The sequence below is a fragment of the Pseudomonas sp. UBA5568 genome, assembly GCF_002425525.1.
Classification (GTDB): domain Bacteria; phylum Pseudomonadota; class Gammaproteobacteria; order Pseudomonadales; family Pseudomonadaceae; genus Aquipseudomonas; species Aquipseudomonas fulva.
The window spans coordinates 14,821-32,023 of record NZ_DIMK01000055.1; the positions used below are offsets into that span (position 1 = coordinate 14,821).

Below are 17,203 nucleotides of genomic sequence, written 5' to 3' on the forward strand. Positions count from 1 at the left end.
GGCCGTGAAGCCCGGCATCGTTTGATATAAGATAACGCCCCTCAGCTTTCCCGCCTTGCCTTGCCCCGGAGTCCCCCATGACGGCCCCTGCCGAGCTCTCGCCTACCCTTCAACTGGCCTGCGACCTGATACGTCGTCCCTCGGTCACCCCCGTCGACGCCGATTGCCAGGCGCAGATGATGCAGCGCCTGGGCGCCGTGGGCTTCGAGCTTGAACCGATGCGCATCGAGGACGTCGACAATTTCTGGGCCACCCATGGCACCCAGGCAGGCCCGGTGCTGTGCTTTGCTGGCCATACCGATGTCGTGCCTACCGGCCCGGTCCAGCAGTGGCAACACGAGCCGTTCCAGGCGCTGATCGATGCCGACGGCATGCTCTGCGGCCGTGGCGCGGCCGACATGAAGGGCAGCCTGGCGTGCATGGTGGTGGCCAGCGAGCGCTTCGTGCGTGACTACCCAGGCCACCGGGGCCAGGTTGCCTTCCTGATCACCAGTGACGAGGAAGGCCCGGCCCATCACGGCACTAAGGCCGTGGTCGAGCGCCTCAAGGCGCGCAACCAGCGCCTGGACTGGTGCATCGTCGGCGAGCCCTCCAGCACCAACGTGCTGGGCGATGTGGTCAAGAATGGCCGTCGCGGCTCGCTCGGCGCCACGCTGACCGTACGCGGCAAGCAAGGCCACGTTGCCTACCCGCACCTGGCGCGCAACCCGATCCACCTGGCCGCGCCAGCGCTGGCCGAATTGGCAGCCGAGCATTGGGACCAGGGGAACGCCTTCTTCCCCCCAACCAGCTTCCAGATTTCCAATCTCAACGCCGGGACCGGTGCAACAAACGTGGTGCCCGGCGAACTGACGGCGCTGTTCAACTTCCGCTTCTCCACCGAGTCCACCGTGGAGGGCCTGAAGGCTCGGGTCTCGGCGATCCTGGACAAGCATGAACTGGATTGGTCGGTGGAGTGGGCGTTGTCCGGCCTGCCGTTCCTGACCGAGCCGGGCGAGCTGCTCGATGCGGTTTCGGCCAGCATCAAGGGCGTCACCGGCCGCGACACCCAACCCTCGACCAGCGGCGGCACCTCCGATGGCCGCTTCATTGCCACCATGGGCACCCAGGTGGTCGAACTTGGCCCGGTCAACGCCACCATTCACCAGGTCGACGAGCGCATCCTGGCGAGCGACCTGGACCTGCTGACCGAAATCTACTACCAGACCCTGGTACGGTTGCTCGCCTGATGCTGACCTGCCCACTCTGCCAGGCTGCCCTGAGCCCGCTGGACAACGGTGTGGTGTGCCCAGCGGGCCACCGCTTCGATCGCGCGCGCCAGGGCTACCTGAACCTGCTGCCGGTGCAGCACAAGAACAGTCGCGACCCAGGTGACAACCAGGCCATGGTCGAGGCACGCCGTTATTTTCTGGACGCTGGCCATTATGCACCGGTGGCCGGACGGCTGGCGCAATTGGCGGTCGAGCGCCAGCCAGGTACTTGGCTGGACATCGGTTGCGGCGAAGGCTACTACACCGCGCAATTGGCCCAGGCACTGCCTGATGCCCAAGGCTACGCCCTGGATATCTCCCGCGAGGCCGTAAAGCGTGCCTGCCGCCGCGCACCGGACGTCACCTGGATGGTAGCCAGCATGGCGCGCGTGCCGCTGGCCTATGCCAGCTGCCAGTTCATCGCCAGCGTCTTCAGCCCGCTCGACTGGGCCGAAGCCAGCCGTGTGCTGAGCCCAGGCGGTGGCCTGATGCGCGTAGGCCCTACCAGCGGCCACCTGATGGAGCTGCGCGAAGTGCTCTACGACCACGTGCGCCCCTATGCTGACGACAAGCACCTGGCCCTCGTGCCCCAGGGCATGTATCACGCCCATGGCGAGGTCCTGGAATTTCGCCTGAGCCTGGCCGAACCCCAAGCCCGCGCTGCCCTGCTCGCCATGACCCCGCATGGCTGGCGCGCCAGTGCAGAGCGTCGGGCGCGCGTGATCGAGCAGCCGGAACCGTTCGAGGTCACCGTCTCCATGCGTTTTGACTATTTCGTGCGCCAAGCATGAGCACACCCGGAGGTGTTATGCGCCAACCTGATATCGAGATTTATCTCAAAGACGCCGAAGTCGACCACAAGCAGATTGCAGCCTGGCTGACCCAGGCCATCGGCCCGTGCACCGAATGGAAGCAGAAAGGCCAGACCTACAAGTGCCAGGCCGGTAACATTCCGGTCACTTGGTTACCCAAAGCTGTAGGGAAATGGAACAGCCTGTACCTGGAAAGCGACCAGACGCCCTGGGCCGATGATATCGCCTGTGGTCGTGATGCCCACGCGGCTCTGGGTGTGGAAGTACGCTGTGCACCCGGCGGCTGGGTAGAGGAAGACGGCGAGGAAGATGCTGACCGCTGGGTGCGTATCAGTGCCGACGGCGAAGAGGAAATCACCTGGCGCACGTCGCCCTGATGGGCGTCCCTGAAGCTGCAAGCACAGCCGGCTTGCAGCTTCAGGCTTGAGCCTGGTCGCTCAGAGACCCACGACATCCTCGGCCTGCAGGCCTTTCTGGCCCTGCACGCAGGCATACTCGACCTGCTGGCCCTCGACCAGGCTACGATGCCCCTCACCCCGGATGGCCCGGTAGTGAACGAAGACATCTGCGCCCCCTTCCCGTTGAATGAAGCCATAGCCCTTGGCATCGTTGAACCACTTAACGTTCCCAGTCTCACGAGACGACATCTGCACTACTCCGGATTTTTATTGTGAAAATCGCCTTGCAGACACGAGACAATCGCCCCGAATCAGCGCCGCGTGCGTAAATCTCCTGCAAGCGGCAGGCCTGATCGGTGCTGGCGCATAAAAAAATTGAAGACAGGCCACGTGCACGTCAAGCTAGGCGCAATGCGAACGACTGGCCTATCTGGGCTAACCGCGCAGTGATCGCTGCGCTCGGCACTCTTCACCCTCAACCAGGGCTCTTTTCATGACCCGTTCTCCCCTGCACCGCTTGGTATTCGGCGTTCTGCGCCGGTTCTTGTACCTGTGGGTGCGCTCCGAAACCATCAATCAGTCAGCCCTGACCCTCAAGCTCGACCGCAGTCGCCCTGTGTTCTACGCCTTGCCTTCGCCTGCGCTGACGGACCTGGCGGTGCTCGACCACGAATGCACCAAGGCAGGGCTGCCACGCCCGGTACTGCCAGTGGTCGTCGGCCCCCTGCACGAGGCGGCTGCGTTCTTCTACCTCACCCCCGACCCGGACTGGCTGGGGCGCCATGACAAAAGTGGCGCCCCGCCTACCCTGGAGCGTCTGGTCGAAGTGCTCGGCCAGCACGCCGAGGAAGATGCGCAGATCATTCCGGTGAGTGTGTTCTGGGGGCAATCGCCCGACAGCGAGTCGAGCCCGTGGAAGCTGCTGTTTGCCGACAGCTGGGCGGTGACCGGCCGCTTGCGCCGCTTGCTGACCGTGCTGATCCTGGGACGCAAGACCCGGGTGCAGTTCTCCACCCCGATTCACCTGCGCGAACTCGTGCAGCACAACAAGGGCCACGCCCGCACCGTGCGCATGGCCCAGCGCCTGATGCGCGTGCACCTGCGCAACCTCAAGACAGCGGTCATCGGGCCGGACATCTCCCACCGACGCAACCTGGTCAAAGGCTTGATCCATGCGCCGTTGGTGCGCCAGGCCATCGCCGAGCACGCTGAGCGCGAGCACGTGCCCCAAGCCAAGGCCGAGGCACAGGCCCGCCACTACGGTAACGAAATCGCCTCGGACTACACCTACACGGCCATTCGCTTTCTCGAAGTGGTACTCAGCTGGTTCTGGCACAAGATCTATGACGGCATCAAGGTCAACCACATCGAGCAGGTCCAGGGGATCGCCCCGGGCCACGAGGTGATCTACGTCCCTTGCCACCGTAGCCATATCGACTACCTGCTGCTGTCGTACCTGCTGTTCAAGAACGGCCTGACACCACCGCATGTGGCGGCCGGCATCAACCTGAACATGCCCGTGGTGGGCAACCTGTTGCGCCGTGGTGGCGCGTTCTTCATGCGCCGGTCGTTCAAGGGCAACCCGCTCTACACCGCCGTGTTCAACGAATACCTGCATACGCTGTACACCAAAGGGTTCCCGGTGGAGTACTTCGTCGAGGGCGGCCGCTCGCGTACCGGCCGCATGCTCCAGCCGCGCACGGGAATGCTGGCCATCACCCTGCGCAGCTTCCTGCGCTCCTCACGCACGCCGATCGTGTTCGTGCCTGTCTACATTGGGTATGAGCGCGTACTCGAAGGCCGTACCTACCTCGGGGAGTTGCGCGGGGCGAGCAAGAAGAAAGAATCCATTTTCGACATTTTCAAAGTGCTGGGTGCGCTCAAGCAACGCTTTGGCCAGGTCTACGTCAACTTCGGCGAACCCATCCGCCTGGCCAGCTTTCTCGACCAGCAGCAACCCGGCTGGCGAGACCAGGACCACGGGCCACAGTACCGCCCGGCTTGGCTCAGCGAAACCACGACGCGCCTGGGCGATACCGTCGCCAGGCACCTGAACGGCGCAGCGGCCATCAACCCGGTCAACCTGGTGGCGCTGGCCCTGCTTTCCACCAGCAAGCTGGCCCTGGACGAACGTGCGCTGGTGCGCGTGCTCGACCTGTACCTGGCGTTAATGCGCCAGGTGCCCTACTCCGCACATACCACAGTGCCCGAAGGCGACGGTCAGGCCCTGATCGAGCATGTGCGCGGGATGGACCTGGTGGCAGAGCAGAAGGACGCGCTTGGGCGCATTCTGTACCTGGATGAAAACAACGCGGTACTGATGACCTATTACCGCAACAATGTCCTGCACATCTTTGCCCTGCCGGCCCTGCTGGCAAGCTTCTTCCTGAGTAGCTCGCGCATGAGCCGCGCCTTGCTTGGCCAATATGTCCATGCCTTGTACCCCTACCTGCAGGCGGAGCTGTTCCTGCGCTGGGACCCTGAGCAGTTGGACGAGGTGATCGACCAGTGGCTTGGCGCGCTGGTCGAGCAAGGCCTGCTTCGCCAGGACCACGACATCTTTGTCCGTGCAGCGCCCAGTTCTCGTCAGTTCGTGCTGCTGACCCTGCTGGCGCGCAGCATCACCCAGACCCTGCAGCGCTTCTACATGGCGACTTCGCTGCTGCTCAACAGCGGCCAAGGTACCCTGAGCGCCGAAGCGCTCGAAGCACTGTGCGTGATGATGGCCCAGCGCCTTTCGATCTTGCATGGCCTGAACGCACCGGAATTTTTCGACAAAAGCCTGTTCCGCCACTTCATCCAGACGCTGATCGACCAAGGTGTGCTGCGCGAGAATGCACACGGCAAACTGAGCTACAGCAACAAGCTAGGCGGGTTGGCCGAAGGCGTGGCCAAGCGCGTGCTGTCGGCCGAGTTGCGCTTGTCGATCCGCCAGGTTGCCCTGCACGGGGATGATGGCCTGGCAACGGCGACCCTATGAACCTTTTTCTGAATACAAGGACACTGCCATGACCCGCTCCTCCCTGCGTCTGACCACCCTGTGCGCCGGCCTGCTGCTGTCGGCCAGCGCCTTTGCCCTGTCGCTTGGCGACCTCAGCCAGAAGGACGCCACCGGTGGCCTGAAAGACGCACTGACCCAAGGCGCGCAGTTGGCCGTCAAGCAGCTGAGCACGCCGGGCGGCTTCAGCAACAACCCGGACGTGCGTATCGAGCTGCCCGGCAACCTGGGCAAGGCGGCCAAGGCCATGAAAATGTTCGGCAAAGGCGACCAGGTGGACGCGCTCGAAGCCGGCATGAACAAGGCCGCTGAGGCGGCCGTGCCGCAGGCCCAGGCGATTCTCGTCAACGCCGTGAGAAACATGACCGTGACCGATGCCAAGGGCATTCTAAGCGGCGGTCAGGATTCGGCCACCCAGTACCTGAACAAAAGCAGCCGCGAGCAGATCCGTGCCAAGTTCCTGCCAATCGTCAAGCAAGCGACCGACCAGGTCGGCGTGGCCCAGCAGTACAACGCCTTCGCCGCACAGGCCAAAGGCCTGGGGCTGATCAAGAATGACGCCAACATCGAGAACTACGTGACGGAAAAGGCAATGGACGGTTTGTTCGAGATGATCGCCAAGCAGGAGCAGAGCATTCGGCAGAACCCTGCCCAGGCCGCCACGAGCCTGGCCAAGAAGGTATTTGGCGCACTCTGATCGCTACCTGAAAGGGGCCCCGCCGCGGGCCCTTTTTACACCGCAGCAAAAAGGCCGCTAGTCGCGTTCCCTGACCTTGAACCAGGCGGCGTACAACGCCGGCAGAAACAGCAGGGTCAAGGCGGTGGCGACGATCAGCCCGCCCATGATCGCCACGGCCATTGGCCCGTAGAACACGCTGCGCGACAACGGGATCATGGCCAGAACGGCCGCCAAGGCCGTCAGCACGATAGGCCGGAAACGGCGCACCGTGGCTTCGACGATGGCCTGCCAGCGCCCTAGCCCGGATGCGATATCCTGCTCGATCTGGTCCACCAGAATGACCGAGTTGCGCATGATCATGCCCGCCAGGGCGATGGTCCCCAGCATGGCGACGAACCCGAACGGCTGGTTGAACACCAGCAGGAACAGGGTCACGCCAATCAAGCCCAGCGGCGCCGTCAGAAAGACCATGACCGTGCGAGAAAAACTGCGCAGCTGAATCATCAGCAGGCTCAACACGACCACGATGAACAACGGCATGCCGGCATTCACCGATTTCTGCCCACGTTCGGCATCTTCCACCGTGCCACCCACCTCTAGCAGATAGCCATCGGGCAACTTGGCCCGGATGCCTTGCAAGGTAGGCTGTACCTGCTTGACCACCGTGGCCGGCTGTACCTTGTCGTAGATATCGGCCCGCACGGTCACCGTCGGCAGACGGTCGCGGTGCCAGATGATGCCTTCCTCGAAGCCGTAGGTCAGCGTGGCCACCTGTGACAGGGCCACGCTACGCCCGTTGTCCGTGGGCAGCGACAAGCTGGCGAGCTGGCTCAGGTCGTTGCGTTCCTGTGAGGTGCCTCGCAGCAGGATTTCGATCAGCTCATCGTCTTCGCGGTACTGGCTGACCGCGGTGCCTGTGAGCGAGCTTTGCAGGAAACTGGACAACTGGCGGGTGCTGACGCCCAAGGCGCGGGCGCGGTCCTGGTCGATTTCCACGAACACGGCTTTGCTGGGCTCTTCCCAGTCCAGGTGCACATTGACCACATGGGGGTTCTCCCGCACCTTTTCTGCCACTTCCCGGGCCAGGGCGCGTGCTTGTTCGATGTGCTCGCCTGTCACTCGGAACTGCACGGGGTAGCCCACCGGTGGGCCGTTTTCCAACCGGGTGACGCGCGCGCGCAGATCAGGGAACTGCTGCTCGACCGTGCTGATCAGCCAACTGCGCAAGTCTTCGCGTGCTTGCATGGAGTCGGCCAATACCACGAATTGGGCGAAGCTGGCAGCGGGCAGTTGCTGATCCAAAGGCAAATAAAAGCGCGGCGACCCTGAACCGACATAGGCGACATAGTTGACGATGCCCTGTTGCTGCTTGAGCAACTGCTCAAGCTGCCGGACTTTCTCGCCCGTGTTGACCAGCGATGCGCCTTCGGCAAGCTTCAGGTCGACCATCAGCTCAGGACGCCCGGAGGCCGGGAAGAACTGCTGCGGTACGAAGCGAAACAGGAACACGCTGCCCACGAACGCGGCGATGGTCAGCACGATAACGGTCTTGCGGCGCCGCACGCACCATGCCACCACACGGCGCACACGCTGGTAGAAGGGCGTGGCATACGGGTCCGGTGCAGCGCCGCCGTTACCGTGGCGAGCGGCGTGTCGCTTGGCCAGATCCGGCAGCAACCGCTCGCCCAGGTAGGGCACGAAGAGCACGGCGGCCACCCAGGAGGTGAGCAACGCAATGGTCACCACCTGGAAGATCGACCGTGTGTACTCGCCGGTGCTGGAGGCAGCCGTGGCAATGGGCAGGAACCCGGCTGCGGTGATCAGGGTGCCGGTCAGCATGGGGAATGCCGTGCTGGTCCACGCATAGCTTGCCGCTTTCAGGCGGTCGAAGCCCTGCTCCATCTTGATCGCCATCATCTCCACGGCAATGATGGCGTCATCGACCAGCAACCCCAGGGCGAGCACCAGCGCACCCAGTGAGATCTTGTGCAGGCCGATGCCAAAGTAGTACATGGCGGCGAAGGTCATGGCCAGCACCAGGGGGATGGCCAGCGCCACCACCAACCCCGTGCGCACGCCCAGCGAAAAGAAACTGACCAACAACACGATCACCAGCGCCTCGCACAGCACCTGGACGAACTCGCCAACCCCTGCCTTCACCGCAGCGGGCTGGTCGGACACCTTGCGCAGCGACAAGCCGGCCGGCAAGCCGCGGGCCAGACGCTCGAATTCCGCTTCCAGGGCCTTGCCCAAGGTCAGGATGTCACCCCCATCCTTCATCGACACCGCCAGGCCGATGGCGTCTTCGCCCATGAAGCGCATCCGCGGCGCAGGCGGATCGTTGTAGCCCCGGTACACGCGCGCCACATCGCCCAGGCGAAACGTGCGCTCGCCCACGCGCAGTGGCAACTGGCGAATCTGCTCGACGCTGTCGAATCGCCCACTGACCCGCAGTTGCACACGTTCGCTGGGCGTTTCGAAGAACCCGGCCGTGCTCACCGCATTCTGCTCCTGCAACGCCTGCTGCACCGCCTGCAAAGGGATGCCGAGGGTGGCCAGCTTGACGTTGGACAGTTCGATCCAGATTTTCTCGTCCTGCAAACCGATCAGCTCGACCTTGCCCACATCCTTGACCCGCTGCAGCTGGATCTGAATACGGTCCGCATAGTCCTTGAGGACCGCATAGTCGAAACCCGGCCCAGTCAGCGCATAGATGTTGCCGAACGTGGTGCCGAACTCATCGTTGAAGAACGGGCCCTGCACCTCGGGTGGCAGCGTGTGGCGGATGTCGGCGACCTTCTTGCGTATCTGGTACCACAATGTGGGGATATCGGCCGAGTGCAGAGCGTCGCGGGCCATGAAGGTCACCTGCGATTCACCGGGGCGCGAGAACGAGACGATCTTTTCGTACTCGCCGGTTTCCATGAGCTTTTTCTCGATGCGCTCCGTGACCTGGCGCGCCACCTCCTCAGCGGTGGCGCCGGGCCACAGGGTGCGGATGACCATGGCCTTGAAGGTGAAGGGCGGGTCTTCGCTCTGACCCAGCTTGGTGTAGGACAGCGCGCCAACGCCCGCGAGCAGTATCATCAAAAAGAGTACGATCTGGCGGTTGCGCAGCGCCCAGGCAGAGAGGTTGAAACCCATCCCGAGTTACTCCTTGCCCGTCAGGTCGACTGTACGGTTGGCGCGGTCCACGGGTCGCACCTGCTGGCCTTCGCGCAGCACATGACCGCCGGCTGCCACCACCCAGTCGTCAACCGCAAGCCCCGCGAGCACAGGCACGCTGTCAGTCCCATAGGCGCCAAGCTGCACCGCGACCCGCTGCACACGGTGCTCGCCAGTGACCCGCCAGACGTACGCCTGGCCGGCTTCAGCCGTGACGGCCGACAGGGGAACCGACAACGGCACCTGACCTGGGTGGGCGACCAATACCCTGGCGCTCTGCCCCAGCGTTGCCGGCACCTCGTTGGAGGTAAAGGCAACCCGAGCCGCGTAGGTTCTGGAGCGCGGATCGGCGGCCGGCGACAGCTCGCGGATCCGCCCCTCGAAGCGCCGCCCCGGGTGCGACCACAGCTCCACGGTGACCGGCTGGCCCACGGCGAAGCGGGCGTATTGCTGCTCGGGGACGGCGATGGCCACTTCGCGCTCGCCGTCAGCTGCCAAGGTCAATACCGTCTGACCCGCAGCGACGACTTGACCGACTTCGACCAGGCGCCTGGCTATCACCCCTGCCTGAGGCGCGCGCAACACAGCGTAGTCGGCCTGGTTACCCGCCACGTCGAACTCGGCCTTGGCCTGCTTGAGCCTGGCGACCCCAGCGCGATAGAGGTTTTCGGCGTTGTCGTACTGCGAGTGGCTGATCATCTGCTTGTCGAGCAACTTTTGGTAACGGTCACGCTCGGTGCGCACCAGCGCCAGGTTGGCCTCGGCACCGGCTACCTGCGCACGGTTAGCCTCCAACTGCAGGCGCACATCCTGCGGGTCCAGCTCAGCCAGCGGCTGGTTGAGCTTGACCCGTTGCCCTTCTTCGACAAGCCGCTTGCTGACCTTGCCACCAATGCGAAAAGCCAGTTCCGGCTCCAGTCGCGCCCTGACCTCGCCTGGGTAGTTATCGGCCATCGCCTCGGCTGGCCGCGGCTGAACCACCAAAGCAGGGCGAACCACCGCAGGTAATGCAGGTTCCTGATTGCACGCCGTAAGCATCAAGAGAACCATGGGCAGGGCAAGGCTGAGGGCACGGGGCAACATCGGGAATCCCTTCGCAAAATGCTGATCGAATATTTGAACTGGCCGGTATAGTAAGTCAGCCATCAAGGCACGGGAAGAGCATCCCGAGGTTTTTTTGGAGCGTTTGCGCGCTATTGCGGTCAAGAACAGCGAGCCACGCCCAAGCCGTATAAGATAGGCAACCTTCAAGGCAGATGCAGATCCCAATGTCCAACGACGTCTCCAGCGGCCCAGGCCGCCCAAAGGACCTTGCCAAGCGCCAGGCCATTCTCGAAGCGGCCAAGTCGCTGTTTCTGAGCCTGGGTTACGCAAGTACCAGCATGGATGCGGTCGCGGCGGCAGCGGGTGTATCGAAGCTGACGGTGTACAGCCACTTCACCGACAAACAGACACTGTTCTGCTCGGCGGTCATGGCCACGTGTCAGTTGCAGTTGCCCGATCAACTGTTCGAATACCCCGAGCACGCGCCGATAGAAGAAGTGCTCTTGACCATCGCCCGCAGTTTCCAGGCCCTGATCAGCAGTGACGAAGCCGTCAAGCTCAGTCGCCTGATCATGGCCCAGGGCAATAGCGATCCAGGCTTTGGCGAGTATTTCTACGAGGCCGGGCCCAAGCGGGTGCTGGCGGGAATGGAGGCCTTGCTGCGCGGGGCCGACGAGCGCAGGCTGTTGCGGATCGATGACCCGCTCAGGGCAGCGGAGCATTTCTTCTGCCTGGTAAAAGGCGCGCCGGATTACCGCCTGATGCTGGGCTGCGCCGAGCCGCTGTGCGGCGAAGCGGCCGAGGCGCATGTGTGCGAGGTGGTCGAGGTGTTTCTGCGCGCATTCAGGCCCTGAGTCGGACCAGACTCGACAACCCACGTTGATCGTCCAGGGTTGCCTGCGGCGCAGGGCCCGGCCACTCTCATGCGGTGCTCAGCCTTTCAAGGCCTTCTTGGGGTAGATGTCATAGCGGCTCGACTTGCCCTCAAGGCCGTGGCTGGGTTTGGGTCCGTCGATGATCGGCGCCTTGCGCGGTCGCTTGACCACCACGCGGTGGGTCGCCAACGCCAGCGCCGCTTCGAGCAGCGCCGGGGCGTCCAGGTCGTCGCCGACCAACGGGCGGAACACGCGCATTTCCTTTTTCACCAGTGCGCTCTTGTCCCGGTGGGGAAACATCGGGTCCAGGTAGATCACCTGCGGCGGCTCGCCTTCCCAGTTGCGCATGCACTCGATGGCGTTGCCCGTCAGCAGGCGCATGCGCGCGACGATTGGCCCGACGTCCTCATCGGCACGGGCCCGCGCCAACCCGTCTTCCAGTAGCGCAGCCACAAGCGGCTGGCGCTCGATCAGGGTCATGTGGCAACCCAGACTGGCCAGCACGAAGGCGTCCTTGCCAAGCCCTGCGGTAGCGTCGAGTACCACCGGCCTCACACCCTGGGCGATGCCCACGGCCTTGGCGATCATCTGCCCGTTGCCACCGCCGAACTGGCGCCGGTGGGCAGCCTGGCCTTCGACGAAGTCGACCCGCACCGGGCCGGGGGCCTGGGGCCCCAACTGCTGGACCTGCAAACCCTCGGGGCCCAGCTGAACGGCGAACTGCGCGTCGTCATTCTGCAAGGGCAAGCCCAAGCGCTGCGCCCATGCCTGCGCCTGGCCCGCATACTCCTCGGACATCGCCTCGACCCTGATCCCCACGCCTTGCTCTTGCATCGCTCACACCTGAAAAAAACAACCTGGCCCTTAATGAACCGGCCAACGCGGCCGATACAGGCAATATCCCGCTATTCTGCCAGAGCACAACGCGCGCGACTGCCATGTCAGAAATTCTTCCTATCGGCTTGACCTACCTGTCGCCTGTCGACAACTACAGTCAGCACAACACCCAGGCACTGGGGGGCGTCAGCCACCTGTGGCAGGATTTCTTCGCCCGGGCAATGGCGGAGCAATCTGAAACGCCCGTCGACAGCGTCAGCCAGTCATTCGTGCAGTACGACCAGGCCAGCGGAGAACCTGTCGGCGGCGCCCGTGCCCTGGCCTTGATCGACGCGCAACGCGCCTGCCCGGTGCAAGACACCGTGGTCGCGCCACCCGAGCCGTTGTTCCTGCCCAAGGCCGAACTGGAGGCCAACCTGCTGCCGCCCGCCCCCGAGCCGTTCGGTGCGCTGGAAATGATCGAGCAGCAGCGTCAGCTTGATATCGACAACAGTTGGGTTCGGCCCGTGGTCGCCCGTCAGGGCCAACCCTTAGCTGAACCGGGTCCCGGCCCTGCACCACGGCCTCTGTTCCTGCCGATCGCCGAGTTCGACAGCACGTTGCTGGACCCGGCCCCCGAACCGTTCGATGAACCGACCCTGGCACGCCAGCAGCACGACCTGGCCTTTGACATGCACTGGGCGCGCCCAGTGGTGTTGAACAACGTGCGCGCTTACGCCTGAGGCTAACGGCACACCTGCCAACGGCCCATGTCCACATGAAAGTGATCGCGGTGCGCAGCATTGTACTCCGGCCCCAGCACCGTGCTGAAGTGCTCGCACGCCGCCTGACGTACCTCACGCAAGAACATCGCCTTGTCCCCGGTCCCCTGCCAGTCGCGCGCCAGGACGATGCGTTGGCCGTCCCGCAGGCGAAAACCTGCAATGTCCAGGGCGTTGGCGCTGGCATGCTGGCTCAAGCGCCCTGCCTTGCGGTTGTAGACGTTGCGGCAGGCAAAGCTACCCAGGTGATCGACCTGCACCACCGGCTGACCCAGCACGCGCTGAGCCACCGGCTGAAGGCCGTGGCGCTCGAACAAGGCATAGGCGACCGCCAGCGGGCAACTGGCCAGGAAACTGCTGCTCAGGCGGGCCTGGCCACCCTCGATACGCCAGACATTGCTCAGTGGGCATTTGGCCGAGGCTGGGCTGTCAGCCTGCGCCCGGTAGCGCAGTTGACTGCTTTGAAGCGCCTGTTGGCAAAGCGCCGGGTCGTCGCGCAGACGCTTGAGCTTGAAGCCAGTCAGCCAGTTGGGCGGCTGGCTGACGTCCAAGGGGGCAAGCGGGTTCCACTGCGCAGGCGGGCGCCAGCCCAGGTGCCACGCCTGGCCGGCGGCCAGCACCAGCACGCCCAGAAGCAGCAGAACGACCTTCATCCGCGGCGGAACAGCTCATTGAGCTGATCGAACGGCAAGGCCTGCTCGGCGTAGCCAAACGTACCCTGTTCACGGATTTCCTGCGCAGCCCGCTGTAAGGCGCCAAAGGCCGCACGCGCCATCGACGAACCGACGCTAACGCGCCGTACACCCAGGTCCTGAAGCTGGTTGACGCACAACGGCACCCCCGCCATGCCCATCAGCACGTTCAGTGGGCGAGGCGCCAGCGCCTGCACCACTGCCCGCACTTCCTCGGCCGTACGCAGCCCAGGGGCGTAGAGCACATCGGCGCCCGCCTCGGCGAAAGCCTGCAGGCGCTCGATGGTGTCGTCCAGGTCCTGGCGCCCGTGCAGCAGGTTTTCCGCGCGCGCGCACACGGTGAAGGGAAAAGGCAGGCTGCGCGCCGCCTGCACGGCAGCACGAACACGCTCCACCGCAAGGCCCTTGTCGTAGATAGGTGACGCGGCGCGGCCACTGGCGTCCTCGATGGAGCCACCGACCAGCCCTGCCTCAGCAGCGCGCAGAATGGCCTGGGCGCAATCCTCGGGCAGATCCCCGAAGCCGTTCTCAAGGTCCGCAGCCACTGGCAATGCGGTGGCGTCGACGATTTCGCCTGCGTTGTCCAGCACGTCATCGAGGCTTAGCGCCCCTTCGGCATCCGGGCGCCCCAGGCTGAAGGCAAGCCCGGCGCTGGTGCTGGCCAAGGCCTCGAAACCCAGGCTGGCCAGCAGCTTGGCTGAACCGGCGTCCCAGGGGTTGGCCATGACGAAGGCGCCATCGCGTTGATGCAAGGCCTTGAAGGCTTCGGCTCGCAGGGTTTGCACATCCATGATCAAGCACTCCGGCAATGGGGAAGAAATCAGAGCAGGCCCAGCTGTTCGACCTCCGGCGCTCGCGGCAATTCCGGCAGTGCGGCCAGCCCGGGCAGGCGTAACATGAGCCGCTGGTGGAAACGTTGCGCCAACGCGGCCGCCAGGCGGTTGTCAGCAGTGTGCAAGAAGATGTACGGGCTGCGCCCCTCTTCGATCCACGCAGCCAACTTGTCCACCCAAGGGGTCAGGAAGGGTTCGTTGTACTCAAGCGCCGGATGGCCGATGAAGCGCACCTGCGGACGCTGACTGAACGCGGCTGGTCGCGGCGGAACGTTGGGCTTCTTGGACTGGGCATGCACGATGGCGGGGTCAGTGGAGGTACAGCTGAACAGCGCCCTGGGATCGAGACACACCCGCTCGACACCCAAGTCGGCCAGCAGGCGGTTGAGCGCGCGTTCATCCTCGCCCTTGGCGAAGAACGCCGGATGGCGCACCTCCACTGCAACGTTTACACCCACCTGCTGCAGAAACTGGCTCAGCTCTGCCAGTCGCCCCGGGCCGTACGAAGCGGGCAACTGCAGCCAGTAAGGGGACACGCGCGGCCCGAGCGGCGCCATCAGGCGAATGAAGTCAAAGGCAGGTTCGAGATGGTCGCGCAGGTCGCCACCGTGGCTGATGTCGCGGGGGAACTTGGCCGTGAAGCGAAAATGCGCTGGCATCGTTGCCGCCCACCGGACCACCGTGGCAGGCGATGGCCTGGCATAGAACGTGGTATTGCCTTCGACGGCATTGAAGACCTGGCTGTACAGCCCAAGCATTTGCGCGGCGCTGGCGTCGGCAGGGTACAGGTACTCACGCCAGGCGTTTTCGCTCCACGAGGGGCAGCCAATGAAATAGGGGATGGACGGCAGGCTCATCCGTCAAATGTACAGGTCGAGCCCCAGTACTTCCATGTCCCAGTCGGTAAAGCCTGCTGTGCTCAGGTAACTGGCAAGTGCCGAGGCGGTGCGCCGGTCACGGGCGCGGGGGAACACCATGTCCTGCTGACGGGCTGGCAGCGTCCCGGTACGGCGACGAGCAGCAGGCTCCTGGGCTGCCATGGCGACCTCTTCCACCAGTTCGCCATCATCGGCCACGTCATCATGCACCGCTGCCTTGCGCGGCGTACGCTTGATCGGAAAGGACTGTGATGAGAAACCGTCGACACGCATGGCATGAGCACCCAGGACCAATGATGGCAATTTAGCAGCATTGATGGCCCGCCGCTAATGCTCGATTGAGAACTTGACCACACTTTATGCAAAAGGTTGTAGCACTATCGAGCGTGCCCGACGAACAGCCTTACTGCTTTTTGGGCGTTGCCACGTTATCGCGCAGGTAAATCGGCTGAGCCTGCTCAGCTGCGATAGCTTCACCCCGGGCCCAGGCAAAGCGCGCCAGGCTCAGCACATCAAGGGCACTGGGCAAGGCCGAGGGGTCGCTTGCGTCAGCAGTGACCGCTAGGCGCTCGGCATAGCCCCAACCCGTACCTGCTCCGAACCATGGTCCTTGCGCCCCTGCTGGCAACGCCACACGTTCGGGTGGCAGCACCGCTTCAGCGCCTTGCAGGCGCATTTCCCCGGCTACGGCCTGATAGCAGCCCCAGTACACCTCGTCCATACGCGCATCGATGGCGGCGGCCACTTGCTGGGCACCCTGTTGACGCAGTGCGCCCTGGGCCAGCGCTGCGAGATTGGACACCGGCAACACGGGCCGCTCCAGGGCGAAAGCCAGCCCCTGCACCACGCCGATGGCAATGCGCACACCAGTGAACGCACCCGGGCCACGGCCGAACGCAATGGCATCGACCGTGCCCAGGGCTACACCGGATTCGGCCAGCAGTTGCTTGATCATTGGCAGCAACTTCTGGGCATGCATGCGTGGGATCACCTCGTAATGGCTGGTTACCTCACCGTTATGCAGCAGTGCAACGGAACAGGCTTCGGTGGCGGTATCCAGGGCCAACAAGGTGGTCATCGAACAGGTATCCAGGTGTGAGTGGGAAAGAGCGCGAGTATAGAGCAGCCGCGCCTTCGTGTCCCAAAGGGCCGCCGTGTGGGCTGCCGGGGATACGCCCACACCGCACAAGGCCAAAAACGACAACGGCCCGCAAGCGGGCCGTCGTTCAATGACAATGTGCCGATCAGCTCAGCGCGGCCAGTACCTTGGCAGTGATCGCTTCTACCGAGCCCACACCTTCGATGTGGCTGTACTTGGGCTTGCCACCGTTGGTCGCCGACAGCTTCTGGTAGAAGTCTACCAGTGGCTTGGTCTGGCTGTGGTAGACCGACAGGCGATGGCGAACGGTTTCTTCCTTGTCGTCATCGCGCTGGATCAGGTCTTCGCCAGTGACATCGTCCTTGCCTTCGATTTTCGGCGGGTTGTACTGGACATGGTAGGTACGGCCCGAGGCCAGGTGCACACGACGGCCTGCCATGCGGCCAACGATCTCTTCGTCGTCCACGGCGATCTCGACCACGGCATCAATGTTCACGCCCGCATCGTCCATGGCCTCTGCCTGTGGGATAGTGCGCGGGAAACCGTCGAACAGGCAGCCGTTGGCGCAATCAGGCTGGGCGATGCGCTCTTTGACCAGGCTGATGATCAACTCGTCGGAGACCAGTTGGCCGGCATCCATGACTTTTTTCAGCTCCAGGCCCAGGGGCGTGCCGGCCTTGACCGCCGCACGCAGCATGTCGCCGGTGGAGATCTGTGGAATACCGAACTTTTCGGTGATGAACTTTGCCTGAGTACCTTTACCGGCCCCGGGAGCTCCCAGCAGAATTACGCGCATCTTGTGCTCCTCAAATTTTTGTATGCAATTCAATGGATTCGGCAACCAGGGCCAAGTCCGGAAATTAGGTATGACCATGAATCGGT

At 63.8% G+C, this 17,203-nt stretch carries 17 protein-coding genes; 7 read left to right on the forward strand and 10 right to left on the reverse strand.

Features of this window, described 5'->3' with window-relative positions:
- Positions 1 to 77: 77 nt before the first annotated feature.
- Genes dapE through B2S33_RS18760 form a run of 3 tightly spaced genes read left to right on the forward strand, consistent with a single transcriptional unit; the run spans position 78 to position 2,439 of the window.
- On the forward strand, positions 78 to 1,229 hold the full coding sequence (gene dapE, locus B2S33_RS18750; RefSeq protein WP_049695524.1) for a succinyl-diaminopimelate desuccinylase: 1,152 nt from the start codon (positions 78 to 80) through the stop codon (positions 1,227 to 1,229).
- Entirely contained in the window at positions 1,229 to 2,041 is an 813-nt protein-coding gene (locus B2S33_RS18755; RefSeq protein ID WP_288650845.1) for a putative RNA methyltransferase, read from the forward strand. The genes dapE and B2S33_RS18755 overlap by 1 nt, the downstream gene beginning before the upstream one ends.
- A gap of 17 nt (positions 2,042 to 2,058) precedes the next feature.
- On the forward strand, positions 2,059 to 2,439 hold the full coding sequence (locus B2S33_RS18760; protein ID WP_023534045.1) for a hypothetical protein: 381 nt from the start codon (positions 2,059 to 2,061) through the stop codon (positions 2,437 to 2,439).
- A 60-nt stretch (positions 2,440 to 2,499) separates the two neighbouring features.
- On the opposite strand, the gene B2S33_RS18765 is transcribed toward B2S33_RS18760, so the two are convergent.
- A complete protein-coding gene (locus B2S33_RS18765) occupies positions 2,500 to 2,709 on the reverse strand; it encodes a cold-shock protein (protein WP_023534051.1) in 210 nt (69 codons plus the stop codon).
- Between the two features lie 244 nt (positions 2,710 to 2,953).
- On the opposite strand from B2S33_RS18765, the gene plsB reads away from it, so the two are divergent.
- Together plsB and B2S33_RS18775 are read left to right on the forward strand one after the other, a co-directional pair.
- Positions 2,954 to 5,440 (forward strand): glycerol-3-phosphate 1-O-acyltransferase PlsB, encoded by a 2,487-nt coding sequence (gene plsB / locus B2S33_RS18770; RefSeq protein ID WP_288650846.1) that lies wholly within the window; start codon positions 2,954 to 2,956, stop codon positions 5,438 to 5,440.
- 28 nt (positions 5,441 to 5,468) lie between these two features.
- Complete coding sequence (locus B2S33_RS18775; RefSeq protein WP_027913858.1) at positions 5,469 to 6,155, forward strand: DUF4197 domain-containing protein; 687 nt, start codon at positions 5,469 to 5,471, stop codon at positions 6,153 to 6,155.
- A 57-nt stretch (positions 6,156 to 6,212) separates the two neighbouring features.
- Here B2S33_RS18775 and B2S33_RS18780 read toward each other — a convergent pair whose 3' ends face one another.
- Together B2S33_RS18780 and B2S33_RS18785 are read right to left on the reverse strand one after the other, a co-directional pair.
- Positions 6,213 to 9,281: an efflux RND transporter permease subunit gene (locus tag B2S33_RS18780; RefSeq protein ID WP_028686896.1), complete on the reverse strand. Its 3,069-nt coding sequence runs from the start codon at positions 9,279 to 9,281 to the stop codon at positions 6,213 to 6,215.
- A 6-nt stretch (positions 9,282 to 9,287) separates the two neighbouring features.
- Complete coding sequence (locus tag B2S33_RS18785; RefSeq protein ID WP_286927926.1) at positions 9,288 to 10,385, reverse strand: efflux RND transporter periplasmic adaptor subunit; 1,098 nt, start codon at positions 10,383 to 10,385, stop codon at positions 9,288 to 9,290.
- 173 nt (positions 10,386 to 10,558) lie between these two features.
- Between B2S33_RS18785 and B2S33_RS18790 the strand changes: the two genes are divergently transcribed.
- Positions 10,559 to 11,200: a TetR/AcrR family transcriptional regulator C-terminal domain-containing protein gene (locus B2S33_RS18790; RefSeq protein WP_280076626.1), complete on the forward strand. Its 642-nt coding sequence runs from the start codon at positions 10,559 to 10,561 to the stop codon at positions 11,198 to 11,200.
- Positions 11,201 to 11,278: 78 nt separating this feature from the next.
- Here the strand turns inward: B2S33_RS18790 and B2S33_RS18795 are convergent, their stop codons facing one another.
- Positions 11,279 to 12,055 (reverse strand): class I SAM-dependent methyltransferase, encoded by a 777-nt coding sequence (locus tag B2S33_RS18795; protein WP_049695519.1) that lies wholly within the window; start codon positions 12,053 to 12,055, stop codon positions 11,279 to 11,281.
- A gap of 104 nt (positions 12,056 to 12,159) precedes the next feature.
- On the opposite strand from B2S33_RS18795, the gene B2S33_RS18800 reads away from it, so the two are divergent.
- Positions 12,160 to 12,780, forward strand: a complete 621-nt coding sequence (locus tag B2S33_RS18800) for a hypothetical protein (protein ID WP_027913853.1) — start codon at positions 12,160 to 12,162, stop codon at positions 12,778 to 12,780.
- Between the two features lie 2 nt (positions 12,781 to 12,782).
- Here the strand turns inward: B2S33_RS18800 and B2S33_RS18805 are convergent, their stop codons facing one another.
- The 6 genes from B2S33_RS18805 to adk form a co-directional block, all read right to left on the reverse strand.
- The gene (locus B2S33_RS18805; protein WP_059183685.1) at positions 12,783 to 13,472 is read right to left on the reverse strand and encodes an extensin family protein; all 690 of its coding nucleotides are present in this window, start codon (positions 13,470 to 13,472) and stop codon (positions 12,783 to 12,785) included.
- Positions 13,469 to 14,302, reverse strand: coding sequence for an isocitrate lyase/PEP mutase family protein (locus tag B2S33_RS18810; RefSeq protein ID WP_140174111.1), 834 nt, complete (start codon positions 14,300 to 14,302; stop codon positions 13,469 to 13,471). The genes B2S33_RS18805 and B2S33_RS18810 overlap by 4 nt, the downstream gene beginning before the upstream one ends.
- Positions 14,303 to 14,331: 29 nt before the next feature.
- Positions 14,332 to 15,201 (reverse strand): DUF72 domain-containing protein, encoded by an 870-nt coding sequence (locus tag B2S33_RS18815; protein WP_027913850.1) that lies wholly within the window; start codon positions 15,199 to 15,201, stop codon positions 14,332 to 14,334.
- A 3-nt stretch (positions 15,202 to 15,204) separates the two neighbouring features.
- The gene (locus tag B2S33_RS18820) at positions 15,205 to 15,495 is read right to left on the reverse strand and encodes a hypothetical protein (RefSeq protein WP_049695516.1); all 291 of its coding nucleotides are present in this window, start codon (positions 15,493 to 15,495) and stop codon (positions 15,205 to 15,207) included.
- Positions 15,496 to 15,625: 130 nt separating this feature from the next.
- Entirely contained in the window at positions 15,626 to 16,300 is a 675-nt protein-coding gene (gene tsaB / locus B2S33_RS18825) for a tRNA (adenosine(37)-N6)-threonylcarbamoyltransferase complex dimerization subunit type 1 TsaB (protein ID WP_288502276.1), read from the reverse strand.
- A gap of 166 nt (positions 16,301 to 16,466) precedes the next feature.
- Complete coding sequence (gene adk / locus B2S33_RS18830; RefSeq protein WP_028686901.1) at positions 16,467 to 17,117, reverse strand: adenylate kinase; 651 nt, start codon at positions 17,115 to 17,117, stop codon at positions 16,467 to 16,469.
- Positions 17,118 to 17,203: the final 86 nt, after the last annotated feature.